At 31.9% G+C, this 12,955-nt stretch carries 10 protein-coding genes; 8 read left to right on the top strand and 2 right to left on the bottom strand.

Annotation, left to right across the window (positions count from 1 at the left end):
* Positions 1–96 precede the first annotated feature (96 nt).
* The 3 genes from U0D62_RS14725 to U0D62_RS14715 all read left to right on the top strand — a co-directional run bounded on the left by U0D62_RS14725 (position 97) and on the right by U0D62_RS14715 (position 4,389).
* Positions 97–666 carry a DUF3109 family protein gene (locus U0D62_RS14725; RefSeq protein ID WP_322288068.1) on the top strand — a complete coding sequence of 190 codons (570 nt, stop codon included), beginning with the start codon at positions 97–99 and terminating at the stop codon, positions 664–666.
* A gap of 187 nt (positions 667–853) precedes the next feature.
* The gene (locus U0D62_RS14720; protein ID WP_322288067.1) at positions 854–1,507 is read left to right on the top strand and encodes a hypothetical protein; all 654 of its coding nucleotides are present in this window, start codon (positions 854–856) and stop codon (positions 1,505–1,507) included.
* A 59-nt stretch (positions 1,508–1,566) separates the two neighbouring features.
* A complete protein-coding gene (locus U0D62_RS14715; protein WP_322288066.1) occupies positions 1,567–4,389 on the top strand; it encodes a CHAT domain-containing protein in 2,823 nt (940 codons plus the stop codon).
* On the opposite strand, the gene U0D62_RS14710 is transcribed toward U0D62_RS14715, so the two are convergent.
* The gene (locus U0D62_RS14710) at positions 4,390–5,127 is read right to left on the bottom strand and encodes a tetratricopeptide repeat protein (RefSeq protein WP_322288065.1); all 738 of its coding nucleotides are present in this window, start codon (positions 5,125–5,127) and stop codon (positions 4,390–4,392) included.
* 1 nt (position 5,128) lies between these two features.
* Complete coding sequence (locus U0D62_RS14705) at positions 5,129–5,671, bottom strand: RNA polymerase sigma factor (protein WP_322288064.1); 543 nt, start codon at positions 5,669–5,671, stop codon at positions 5,129–5,131.
* Positions 5,672–5,776: 105 nt separating this feature from the next.
* Here U0D62_RS14705 and U0D62_RS14700 point away from each other — a divergent pair, with 105 nt between their 5' ends.
* The 5 genes from U0D62_RS14700 to U0D62_RS14680 all read left to right on the top strand — a co-directional run bounded on the left by U0D62_RS14700 (position 5,777) and on the right by U0D62_RS14680 (position 12,893).
* Positions 5,777–7,126 carry an OmpA family protein gene (locus U0D62_RS14700; RefSeq protein ID WP_322288063.1) on the top strand — a complete coding sequence of 450 codons (1,350 nt, stop codon included), beginning with the start codon at positions 5,777–5,779 and terminating at the stop codon, positions 7,124–7,126.
* A gap of 434 nt (positions 7,127–7,560) precedes the next feature.
* Positions 7,561–8,538: a ribonucleotide-diphosphate reductase subunit beta gene (locus U0D62_RS14695; RefSeq protein ID WP_322288062.1), complete on the top strand. Its 978-nt coding sequence runs from the start codon at positions 7,561–7,563 to the stop codon at positions 8,536–8,538.
* A gap of 320 nt (positions 8,539–8,858) precedes the next feature.
* The gene (locus U0D62_RS14690) at positions 8,859–11,327 is read left to right on the top strand and encodes a ribonucleoside-diphosphate reductase subunit alpha (RefSeq protein ID WP_322288061.1); all 2,469 of its coding nucleotides are present in this window, start codon (positions 8,859–8,861) and stop codon (positions 11,325–11,327) included.
* A 316-nt stretch (positions 11,328–11,643) separates the two neighbouring features.
* Positions 11,644–12,141, top strand: a complete 498-nt coding sequence (locus U0D62_RS14685) for a zinc ribbon domain-containing protein (protein ID WP_322288060.1) — start codon at positions 11,644–11,646, stop codon at positions 12,139–12,141.
* A 2-nt stretch (positions 12,142–12,143) separates the two neighbouring features.
* Entirely contained in the window at positions 12,144–12,893 is a 750-nt protein-coding gene (locus U0D62_RS14680) for a CPBP family intramembrane glutamic endopeptidase (RefSeq protein WP_322288059.1), read from the top strand.
* Positions 12,894–12,955 lie beyond the last annotated feature (62 nt).

Raw genomic sequence — 12,955 nt, 5'->3', positions numbered from 1 at the left:
GAGATGTGTTCATTCTGAGGCAAAAGTAGGATAAATAAGTCAATAAATTGTAAATAAAAGATGGATTGAATTATTCATATCTAGTATCTTCGCGATATGTTTCAATTAGGCAAAACGATTATATCTGAAGAGATTATCAAAAAAGACTTTGTATGCAACTTATCTGCCTGTAAAGGGGCTTGTTGTATTGATGGAGAAGCAGGTGCTCCATTAGAAGAATCCGAAACAAAGAAATTAGAAGAAGTTTATCCGATAGTAAAGACGTATCTTAGAAAAGAAGGAGTCAAAGCTATAGAAGAACAAGGAGTCTATGTTAAAACTGAACAAGGTGAGTTAGAAACACCTCTTATCAATGGAGCGGATTGTGCATATGTAATCTTTGATGATAAAGGTACAGCAATGTGTGCGATCGAAGAAGCCTATAATCAAGGAGAGATTGATTGGAAAAAACCTATTTCCTGCCATTTATATCCTATTAGAGTGCAGGATTATACCGAGTTTTCTGCAGTTAATTATCATCGTTGGGAAATTTGTGACGATGCCTGTACATTGGGTAAAGAACTTCAAGTACCCATTTATAAATTTGTAAAAGAAGCTTTGATCCGAAAGTTTGGAGAGAATTGGTATTTAGAATTGGAAAAAGTAGCAGAAGATTTTAAAAAATGATTTTGCTCAAACCGCTTGCATAAATCTCTTATGTAGCTTCGTTAAGTGTTGATTCCTAGAGGTCTTGTTTTTTTGTATTTTACTACGTATACTACTTTAAAGAATAATTTCGTTATTTTTATTAAAGTAGATGTTAACCTTGTTGTGCATTCTACCACCAACAAAAAACCAATAACAATAAAGTATTATGAAAACTATTAAAGTATTTGCATTGATTTGCATGATTTTGACATTGGCATCGTGTGATGACGATGATGTTGATATTGTGATTCTCAATGCAGAAGAAACGGGAATCTTTTTAGAACAAGATTTACACTTACGCTATCTTAGGCAGAATGTAGATCGCAGAAGAGAATTGATAAAAGAACTGGAAGCCGAAGGAGATCCTAATAATCAGATAGAAGAACTGGAAGCTCTTAATGTAACAGATCTTAATTATGCCAATACTTTGAATGATCAAATAAGTTCTGGAATAAGTATTTCAGAAGTTCCCAGAGTGCCCAGAATAGATCCTCCATTACCACCACCACCAGATCCTTGTAATTGTTTGGATAGAATTAATATGTCGAAATTAAAAGGGATATTAACTATCCCAAATTTTGGTAGATCTTCTGGTAGATCAAATGGTAAAAATATGGACGTATCTATTAAGTTAAGAACTGAACAACAAGAAGAGTTGGGTAGTTTTGGAGCTCCGCAAAATTTTGATGGTACAGGTTTAGATATCATATCATTAATCGGTAATATAGAATATACAGGTAATGTAGAGATAGAGGTTACTAAGTTCTTTCAACCTGTTAACGATATGATCACTTATACGCTGTCTGGCAGAATTGATTAAAAACACTGATAAGAAATATTTAAGTAAATTAGTCTTCTATCATTATAGAGGGCTTTTTTATGTTTAAACGTATTATTTACCTGTTTTTTATACTAAGTTTTTCAGGGTTTTCTCAAGAAAAACAAGATGATTTAATGTCTTATTTTCAAAAAGGGAGTAGCTTTTTATACACCAATAAAGATAGTTTGCAATATTATTTTGATAAAGCCACTGCAATAGCTAATGAAGAAAAAGATGTAAGCTTCTCTATGGTAATCAAATTTTATTTAGTACAAGCAGCAGGATATCATTATGATTTAGAAATGTTTAAGAGAAACCTTGATAAGATAGATTCAGTCATAACCAATGTTAAAAGTTTTGATACCCTTCAAAGAAAAAATGAGTTTAGAAAAAATTTTCTGTTTCAGAATGGGAATTATAATTTTAAAACAAAAAATTATACTACCTCAAAAGATATTTATGAAAAATTAGCAAAAATTCTTTCCAAAGAAAAACTAGATGAACTTAGTGTAGAAGATCGAACACTTCTTTTTAGTACATATAACTATTTAGCATCAATTAATGAGTTGTTGTATAAGAATCAATTGGCTAAAGATATTTATGAAAAAAACCTGGATATAGCATCTACCTACCCGATAGAAAACTCTGAAGGAAGAATAGCGGGAGTTAAAATGCGTTTTGCAAGGATTTATGAAAATGAAGAGAATTATGTGAAAGCAAATGAGCTTTTAACAGATGCCTTATCATATTATATAACACAAAAGGATAACCCGAGATCAAAAAATAGCTTACTTTCTGTTCATCAGAGATTAGCTAAAAACTACCTTCTTCAGGACAGTACATTACAAGCAATTACAATACTCAAAGAAAGTGAAGCGTATTATTTATCAGGAGATGCATTTGAACGGTCTGCGGATTTATTATATGGAGATATATACCTTAAAGATCAGCAATATCAAAAAGCAGAAACGTATTATGAGTCATACTTAACCAAAATAAAACACTATAGAAATAATCAAAAACATCAAGATGTTACAGTTGCTTATTCACGATATGGAGAACTCTTCCTGAAGCAGAAGCAATTTGATAAAAGTTTAAAATATTATCAGTTGGCTTTGCAGCAATTGTCTAATACGTTTGACGATGATAGTTTAGAGAAAAACCCGAATCCCAGAGAAGTGTTCTCAAAATTAGAATTAATTAAAACGTTAAAACAAAAACTAGCAGTTTTACAAAAAGCTTTTAAAGCAGAAAAAAAGTTAGAATATCTTAAGACAGCTCATAATACATCATCTAATATTATAGAAACATTAGATCTGCTTAAACCAGAATTTGAGAGTAAAGTAGATAAACAATTTTTGATTTCAGAGATGTATCCAGCATTTCATGGTATGGTTGAGGTGGCTTATGATTTGTATGAAAAAACAAAAGATCAGAAATATGTAGAAGATGCTTTTCGATTTATTGAAAAAAGTAAAAGTGTATTGCTTCTTGAAGCAACCCGAAATGCACAGGCTAATTTTTTTGGAGGTGTTTCAGAAGATGTATTGACCAAAGAACAACAATACAGGGCAAAAATTATTCATCAGGAAAAGAAATTGTATCGTAGAGGAGGAAATAAAACCGTCTCTGATTCACTTTTTGCTTTGAAGAATGGGTATTATGATTTTATTAAAGAGATTGAACAAAACTATCCTGAATACTATAATCTTAAATATAATGATGAGGTAATAACACTTCAAGAAACTCAAGATATATTAAGAGAAGATACAGGTTTGATAAGTTATTTTACTGCAAATGATAACCTATATATTGTAACGGTGCAAAAGAATGCTAACGCCTTTTATAGGATACCATTTGATAAAAAGATTCAAAATACCATCGTATCTTTTTATGAAGATATTTCAACACTGAAATCAAATCAAATTAAAGAAATTTATAAATCAGGGAACTCTATTTATCAAAAGATTCTTAATGAACCAATTAAAGAAATGGATGTCAATAGGTTCGTTGTTTTAAAAGATGGTGTACTGAATTATCTTCCATTTGAAGCTTTATCAAAATCACTGGATCAGCCAGAGTATCTTATACAAGATTATCAAATCAGTTATGCTAATTCGGCAACAATACTTAAAGAACAAAAAAATAGGTTAGCCTCTCGTAAAAGTAATTTATTGGCGTATGCGCCTCATTTTGGAGATGTTGGTCAATCGGCTTCTGAACGATCAGATTTTGGACCTCTTATTTATAATACAAAAGAGGTAGAAAATATTATGAATTATTTTGATGGTAAAGCAATAACAGGAGCAGACGCTTCTATACAATCATTTATTGATAGTGCTTATGATTATACGATTTTGCATTTTGCTACGCACGCTGCAGCTAATGATAAAAATCCAGATTATTCATATCTCGCTTTTACTCCTGATCATAATAATCAACCTAATCTTTTATACGTAAAAGATTTATATGGATATACCATTGATGCCGATCTAGTAACTCTTAGTGCTTGTCAAACAGGATTAGGTAAGCTGCAAGCTGGAGAAGGAATGTTAAGTCTCGCAAGAGGATTTAATTATGCAGGAGCGAGATCTTTACTCACGACTTTATGGAAAGTTAACGATCAAACCACTGCTGAACTAATGAGTGATTTCTATAAAAATCTAGGAGATAATCTTTCAAAAGATAAGGCATTACGAGAAGCAAAACTTAATTACCTTAATACTATAGAAGAGCCATTATTAAAACATCCATATTATTGGGCAGGTTTTGTGATTTCTGGAGATATGACACCTTTAGAAAAACAAAGTTCAAGATTATGGTGGGCATTGTTACTCTTGCCTATACTCTTGATTATTTTAATAAAACGTAGCAAAGCCTAACTAATGTAGTTTTTTTAATAAAGCTTCGGCAGAACCCTTTTTAAAAGATTCTAATGCTACTATTTGCTCCAGTAAGGAGATAGCATTTTTCTTTTGCCCATCTTTTAGATAAGCTAATGCAAGATACCACTTACTTCTTGTGGATAATTGATCGTTTAATTCTATATGTTGTTTTAATAGTGGGATTGCTTTTTTTGTATCTCCAGAAGCAAGTAAAGAATTTGCCTGGTATAATAAAAAATAAGGTCTTTTAGTGTTTTTAAATAATTCGTTGAATTGAGAAGAAGCTTTTTCGTAGTTTTTACTTTCATAAGATATAAACGCAATAGCTTCAGGAGTGTCATTGTTTTCTCCACGCACTATTGGAGTAATAACATTGCGATAAGGCTCAAAATTTTCGGCAAATAATGCTTCAGTATTTGTAGCAAAAGGATTTAATAAAGCAAAAGTGCCTATGGCAATAATTAATAAAATTGAAGCTGCCGTCAACCAAAATCTAGAAGATGCAAATAAGGGTACTACTTTGGTTCCTTTAGAAGTTATTTTGGATTCAAAATCAGTAAGAGTATTTTTTAATTCCTTTCTGTTTTCAACTCCTGATACTATAGTAAGATTTTTTAATATTTCAACATCGTTTCTGAAGTCAGCATCACTTTTAAGAAGATTATCAAAATCTTCTTTTTCGCTTTGAGTGAGTACTCCGCGTAGATGCCTGTCAATAAGCTCTTCTCGTTCCATGCTAAACGGGGGTTTTGATTAGTTCTTTTAGGGATTTTAAACAACGAGACTTCTGACTTTTTACCACGTTTTTATTTTCATAACCAAGGCTTTCAGTAATTTCGTCAATAGTTAGTCCTCTGTAATAGAACAGGGTTAACATCTCCTGGCATCGTTTTCCTAGGTTTTTAAAATGCTGTCTTAATAATTGCTGTTCTGGAGTCAATTCAGGTTCTTTAAAAACTTCAATAGCATCAGGGTTTTCTTTAAGATCGACATGGTTATCTAAAGAAACAGTTTTATTATTCTTTTTTAGTTGATCATAGATCATATACTTGCCAATACTAAAGAGATACGTTTTAATAGAACTTTTGAGGTCATCTAATTTTCCATTAATGGCGTGTTCTCTCAGAGCTATAAAAGCTTCTTGGTAAATGTCAATGAGAGCGTCATTATCGAGATCATATTTTTTGGCAAACTGCAAGAAAGACTCACGATATTTGGTGTACATCTTTTCTAATGCTCGATTGTGACTTTTTTTTAACGTTAAGAGTTCTTCCTTCATACTTAATAACCTGATATCTGGTTAAGGATAATATGTCAGATTTATGGTTTAAAGTTAACCTTTTTTAATGAAAGCACACAAAGGATAAAACCAAAGAATCATATCATGAAAACACACAGAGTAATTATTGGGGTTGTTTTAGTAGCTTTTTTTATGACAGGAATGAATACTGTACAGGCTCAATTTTGGAAAAAAGTAACAAAAACTGCAGAAAAAGCTGCAGAGAAAGCAATACTTAAAAAGACTAAGGAAAAAGTTTCAAAAAAAACAGATAAAACAATTGAGGATGTAATTGAGAAAAAATCAGGTAAAAAACAAGAAGAAGGAGTTGAAAATGAAGAGGTTTTTTCTAACAAAGAAAACAACGATAGTACCAAAATTGATCAAGAAAAGGAGAACAGCTCATCAATATTCAAAGTATACTCTAAGTTTGATTTTGTTCCTGGAGAAAAAGTGATTGCTTTTGAAGATTTTAGTCAGGACGAAGTGGGGGATCTACCGGGTAGATGGAATTCTTCAAATTCAGCAGAAATAGTCACTTTAAGCAATGCTGAGGGAAGATGGCTTCAAATAGGAAGAGGAGAAGGAGCCTTTGTGCCAGAATTTATTGAAGAATTTCCTGAAAATTTTACCTTAGAGTATGATGTGATATATGATTATGATGTTTCTGAATATGCGTTTAAGAGAGATTTAGTAGTTATTTTTTCTGATATTGAAAATGCTGGATATGAGTTGACAAAAATTTCTCCTGGAAACAATGGGTTTTATTTTTCAATAGAAGGAGGAAACAGTGGAGGTGGTGGAGTAGAAGTATTTAAATATACCAAAGATCGCAAATTGAATATGAGATCTGATAAAAAAATCCCACAAATAGATAAGAGTAATAATGGACGAGGAAATAAAATGCATGTATCTATTTGGAAACAAAAACAGCGAGTACGAGTTTATGTTGATGAAAAAAAGGTTTTTGATATCCCCAGAGCTTTTGAGCGTGGAGTAGCTGTGAATAATTTGAGATTCTTCTCTCAGGTAACAACAGATGATACATATTATTATTTGGCGAATATTAGATATTCAGTAGGAAAACCTGATATAAGGAATAAACTTATTACAGAGGGTAAATTAATTACCTATGGTATTACGTTTGATACTGCTAAAACCAAAGTTAAATCAGAATCATATGGTACCATAAAGAAGATAGCGTCAATTTTAAAAGAGAACCCAGAAATAAAAGTTATGATAACAGGGCATACAGATTCAGAAGGAGGTAAATCATTTAATCAGGAGCTGTCAGAAAAAAGGGCAGAAGCAGTAAAACAAATTTTTGTGAATCAATTTCAAATTAACTCTTCTAGGCTTATGACAGAAGGAAAAGGGGAAGAAGAACCTATCGCATTAGAAAATGAACCAGATACAAAAGCAAAGAATAGAAGAGTAGAGTTTAAAAAGATATAAATAAACTTTATTGAAAATTAAATATAAATAGGAAAAATAAATACATAAGAAAAAAATCACTTTTAAAAGTGATTTTTTTCTGTTTTAAATGTTAAAATCAACAAATGTAAATTACGGTTTATCCGTAATTTTTTAAAGCGATAAAACATCCGTTTTTGAAGGGTGTAAAATGCTGTTAATAAGTGTAGAATTAGTGCTTTTGATGAATTTTGTAAAAATAAAAAACAAAGAGTAGTGATAATTTTAAACAATTGATAAACAGCGTGTTATTATATTAGTGAAGAGTAGGTTTTTTGAGGGAGAAATACCCTCATGTTGAAAACTTTGTTGAAAACGTTTATTAAGTTTTTGTAAAACTTTTGTCTCATTTTTTGATCTTTGTTAGTCCCTAGCAAGAGGTAAAAAAGTACAAGATAATCGCTAAAAAAATTAACATGAGTTCCGTTGAACCGATCCTACAAGAAAATAAAGACAGATTTGTAATTTTTCCAATTAAACATCACGATATTTGGGATTGGTATAAGAAATCTGAAGCTAGTTTTTGGACTGCTGAAGAAATTGATTTACATCAAGATTTAACTGACTGGTCTACAAAACTTACAGACGATGAGCGATATTTTGTAAAACATATTTTAGCTTTTTTTGCAGCTTCTGATGGAATCGTAAATGAAAACCTTGCAGAAAACTTTGTGAATGAAGTACAATATTCTGAAGCAAAATTTTTCTACGGCTTCCAGATTATGATGGAGAATATACATTCAGAAACCTATTCTTTGTTGATAGATACATATGTCAAAGACGAAAAAGAAAAAGATTTACTGTTTAGAGCTATTGAAAACTTTCCTGCAATCAAGAAAAAAGCGGATTGGGCGTTACAATGGATCGAATCTGATTCATTTGCAGAGCGACTAATTGCATTCGCAGCAGTAGAAGGAATTTTCTTTTCAGGCGCATTTTGCTCGATTTTTTGGTTAAAAAAACGTGGTTTAATGCCAGGTCTTACTTTTTCTAATGAATTAATATCTAGAGATGAAGGTGTACATTGTGATTTTGCTGTACATCTGCATAATAAACATTTGGTGAATAAAGTGCCAAAAGAAAGAATTCGTTCGATCATCGTAGATGCTTTAAATATTGAAAGAGAATTTATTACAGAATCTCTTCCGGTAAGTTTGATTGGGATGAATGCTAATCTAATGACACAGTATTTGGAGTTTGTTACAGATAGATTGTTAGTAGAATTAGAATGCGAAAAAGAATATGGGACAGCTAATCCATTTGATTTTATGGATATGATCTCATTGCAAGGAAAAACGAACTTCTTTGAAAAAAGAGTTTCAGAATACCAAAAAGCAGGTGTTCTTAATAAGGACACAGACGACAATAAAATAAGCTTTGATGCGGATTTTTAATCCCCCTAAAAATCTCTCAAAATAATGATATATTCATTCTGAGCTAGTCAAAAACTGTTACTTCCGTTTGATTAGATTAGCTCAGTTTGATAAAGTTTTTCAGATAAAGAAAAACTTTGCATAAAGGCGAAAGTAATAACTATTATATTTTTCTTTTAGAAAATCCTTATTTCTCAATAAAGATTAAGGTTTTCTTTATAGTATCCAATTTTGGGGATTGGACTAAAATGTAATTTTTTGACTTTCAGGGGAAATAAAAAAAGAACACAAATTAACATCACTTTTCTTCAGAAGAAGAAATCAAAAAAACCAAAAATCGTATGTATGTAGTAAAAAGAGATGGGCGTAAGGAGCCAATTATGTTTGACAAAATTACCGCAAGGGTAAGAAAGTTGTGTTATGGACTAAATCCACTAGTTGATCCTGTAAAGGTGGCAATGAGAGTGATTGAAGGATTGTATGATGGAGTAACTACTAGTGAATTGGATAATCTGGCAGCAGAAATTGCAGCTACCATGACAATCACGCATCCTGATTATGCAAAACTTGCAGCTCGCATCTCTGTCTCTAATTTACATAAAAACACAAAGAAAACTTTTTCTGAAGTTGTTACAGATTTATATGGCTATGTTAATCCAAGAACAGGAAAAAAAGCACCATTAATTGCAGATGATGTATACGATGTGATTATGGCTAATAAAGAAAAGCTAGATTCAACAATCATCTACAATCGCGATTTTGGTTATGATTATTTTGGTTTTAAAACATTAGAACGTTCTTACCTATTAAAGATTAATGGGAAAATAGCAGAACGTCCGCAACATATGTTGATGAGAGTTTCTATTGGTATACATCTTAATGATTTGGATGCGGCTATTGAGACTTATGAGTTGATGTCAAAAAAGTATTTCACACACGCTACACCTACATTATTTAATTCTGGTACACCAAAACCTCAAATGTCATCTTGCTTTTTATTAACCATGAAAGATGATAGTATTGATGGGATTTATGATACACTTAAACAAACTGCTAAAATTTCGCAGTCAGCAGGAGGAATAGGGTTGTCTATTCATAACATCCGTGCTACCGGATCATATATAGCAGGAACTAATGGAACTTCTAATGGGATTGTTCCTATGTTGAGAGTGTATAATGATACAGCACGATATGTAGATCAAGGAGGAGGAAAACGTAAAGGATCTTTTGCTATATATGTAGAACCTTGGCATGCCGATATTTTTGACTTCCTAGATCTTAAAAAGAATCATGGTAAAGAAGAAATGCGTGCACGTGATTTATTCTACGCGATGTGGATTCCGGATTTATTTATGAAGCGTGTACAAGATGATGCAGAATGGACATTGATGTGTCCTAATGAATGTCCTGGTCTTTTTGATATTCATAGTGAAGAATTTGAAGAGGCATATTTACGATTTGAAGCAGAAGGTAAAGGACGTAGAACGATTAAAGCCCGTGAATTATGGGAAAAAATCCTAGAGTCACAAATCGAAACAGGTACACCTTATATGTTGTATAAAGATGCTGCCAACCGTAAATCAAATCAGCAAAATTTGGGAACAATACGTTCATCTAACTTATGTACTGAAATATTAGAGTATACAAGTCCGGATGAAATCGCAGTTTGTAACCTAGCATCTATCGCATTACCAATGTTTGTAAAGAATGGAGAGTTTGATCATAAAGAGCTATTCAAGATTACAAAACGAGTAACAAAAAACCTTAATAAAGTAATTGACCGTAATTATTATCCGGTAAAAGAAGCAGAAAATTCTAATGTACGTCATCGTCCTATCGGATTAGGAGTACAGGGATTGGCGGATGCTTTTATTCAATTACGTATGCCATTTACCAGTGATGAGGCCAAGAAGTTGAATCAGGAGATTTTTGAAACACTATATTTTGCAGCCGTTACAGCATCAATGGAAGAAGCTAAAAAAGACGGTCCATATAAAACATATGATGGTTCTCCAATATCCAAAGGAGAATTTCAGTATAACTTATGGGGTATCAAAGATGAAGAATTGAGTGGTCGTTGGGATTGGGCAAAACTTCGTAAGCAAGTCCTTAAAAATGGAGTGCGTAATTCTTTGCTAGTTGCACCAATGCCTACCGCATCTACATCTCAGATTTTAGGTAATAATGAAGCGTTTGAGCCATATACAAGTAATATTTATACCAGAAGAGTATTGTCTGGAGAGTTTATTGTAGTAAACAAACACCTATTAGAAGATTTAGTAAAATTAAACTTATGGAGTGATGATCTAAAAGATGCTATTATGCGTGCTAACGGATCTATTCAAAATATAGATGTTATTCCACAGGATTTAAAAGAGTTGTATAGAACTGTTTGGGAGATGAGTATGAAAGATATTATTGATATGTCTCGTCATAGAGGATACTTTATTGATCAATCTCAATCACTTAACTTGTTTATGGAAGGAGCTACAATGTCTAAACTTACATCAATGCATTTTTATGCCTGGAAAAGTGGGTTAAAAACAGGAATGTATTACCTGAGAACTAAATCTGCGGTAGATGCAATTAAATTTACTCTTAAAAGTGAAAAGAAGGAAGAACCACAGCCAGAGAAAGTAGCGGTTGCAGCTGCACAGGTTATGGAAGCACAGGCAACAAAAGCTGATCCAAAACCAGCACCAGCACCTGTTTCTCCAGAAGGTACTTCATTGACTCCAGAAGAACTTAAAGCATTGATAGCGCAATCAAAAGAAGGAGAAGGAGATGATTGTTTAATGTGTGGATCTTAATGATTTGTTGATTTTGAGAGTAATAACGAATCAAAATCAATAAGAAAAATTGTTACCAACGAAGGTTGGGAACTTTAGAATGTATTTACTGTTTATACTTAGAAGTGTGGAAAATAAAAAAGTATAGACTTTTACATAGGGCAAAAGGGAAGTTTTCGTTAAGATACTTCCCTTTTTTTGTTGATTCATATTTGTTAAAAAAAAGGATGCTAGGTAACAATATCAACTCTTAAGACACATACTTTAAACTATAATGAATATCAATTATGCAGAAGCCTAAGAATTTGTACTATTTGATATGGCTTAAATAACTTGTATGGAAGAAATTACGATCCAAAATGTATCTTGTTCACAGTGTAGTACAGAAATGACATTAGAAACTAAATTTTGTACTAATTGTGGGTATCCCCAAAACGGAAATGAAAAAGAAAAAGCAGTTTTTCATGCCAATAGAGTGATGAAAAACAGTCAGATTAAAGATGATGAAAAAAGAATTAAATCTGCTAGAAATACACTGTACTGGATGGCAGGGCTTAGCTTTGCTTTTGGATTGATTCTCTTCTTTAGAACCCAGGACACGATAGAATTGATAGTGCAAACGATCGTATCTGGAATATATTTATTATTAGCCTATTGGTCACAACAAAAACCATTTGCGGCAATATTATCTGGACTTCTTCTATATTTAACGATTATAGCTATTCTTGCTATCGTAGATCCCTTTACTATTTTTAGTGGAATCATATTTAAGGTTATAATTATTGCTTTCTTGGTCAAAGGAGTGTATTCTGCTTCACAAAATAACAAAGGTTAATAATGAATATGGTTTGTAAATCGTGTGGTATTTCTTTATCTGAAGAAGCAAATTTCTGCCCTGATTGCGGCACACCCGTTAAGAAAATAGCCCAAAAAGATGAAAATAATCATACCAATCTTATTATAGCTTTCTATATTACAGAACTCGTGTTTTTGATTATAACTTACTTTATTTATAAAGAAGGTAATTCACTTTTTAAAGAGATTGTTATTGAAAGTATTTCAGCTATAATAATACTAGGTTTTGCATCATTGGATTTTAAGAATATTTTGAAGCTATATAATTTCCCTAGAATTAATCCTTGGATTTACTTTGGAGTTGTTATTACTCCCCTTATAACTGGATTAATAGTCTATTATGGGATGGAATTTGTGAATTTAGAATTCTTTTACGAATCTTATAACATATATGCTGAATATGCGGAGTATCCGAATTCGCTGTTCTGGGCAATATTGTTTATTGCAATTACACCACCGATTTTTGAAGAATTGGCTTTTAGAGGATTTTTGTTTAATCAGTTACAGAAGGTTGCTAATCCTCAGGTTACTATAATACTTACAGCTTTTATTTTTTCCTTAGTTCATTTTTCCTTTATATCCTTGATATGGATATTTCCTTTTGGCCTTCTATTGGGGTATTTAAGATATAAATACAATACATTATGGTTGGGTATAATTATTCATTTCATACATAATCTGATAGTGTTATCTTTGGACTATTATTATTTTGGTAACACCTTGAGTTTTTAGTTAGATTGCAACAAAATCTATGGGTGTAACTAATCTCAATTTTAATTGAGATTCAAAAATGT

The organism is Aquimarina callyspongiae (assembly GCF_034322225.1).
Lineage (GTDB): Bacteria > Bacteroidota > Bacteroidia > Flavobacteriales > Flavobacteriaceae > Aquimarina.
This window is presented reverse-complemented; position numbering and strand designations above follow the sequence as displayed.

Excerpts from the sequence above, each read along its gene's own strand:
- U0D62_RS14725 (WP_322288068.1), top strand. The coding sequence starts at position 97 with ATGTTTCAATTAGGCAAAACGATTATATCTGAAGAGATTATCAAAAAA.
- U0D62_RS14720 (WP_322288067.1), top strand. The coding sequence starts at position 854 with ATGAAAACTATTAAAGTATTTGCATTGATTTGCATGATTTTGACATTG.
- U0D62_RS14715 (WP_322288066.1), top strand. The coding sequence starts at position 1,567 with ATGTTTAAACGTATTATTTACCTGTTTTTTATACTAAGTTTTTCAGGG.
- U0D62_RS14710 (WP_322288065.1), bottom strand. The coding sequence starts at position 5,127 with ATGGAACGAGAAGAGCTTATTGACAGGCATCTACGCGGAGTACTCACT.
- U0D62_RS14705 (WP_322288064.1), bottom strand. The coding sequence starts at position 5,671 with ATGAAGGAAGAACTCTTAACGTTAAAAAAAAGTCACAATCGAGCATTA.
- U0D62_RS14700 (WP_322288063.1), top strand. The coding sequence starts at position 5,777 with ATGAAAACACACAGAGTAATTATTGGGGTTGTTTTAGTAGCTTTTTTT.
- U0D62_RS14695 (WP_322288062.1), top strand. The coding sequence starts at position 7,561 with ATGAGTTCCGTTGAACCGATCCTACAAGAAAATAAAGACAGATTTGTA.
- U0D62_RS14690 (WP_322288061.1), top strand. The coding sequence starts at position 8,859 with ATGTATGTAGTAAAAAGAGATGGGCGTAAGGAGCCAATTATGTTTGAC.
- U0D62_RS14685 (WP_322288060.1), top strand. The coding sequence starts at position 11,644 with ATGGAAGAAATTACGATCCAAAATGTATCTTGTTCACAGTGTAGTACA.
- U0D62_RS14680 (WP_322288059.1), top strand. The coding sequence starts at position 12,144 with ATGAATATGGTTTGTAAATCGTGTGGTATTTCTTTATCTGAAGAAGCA.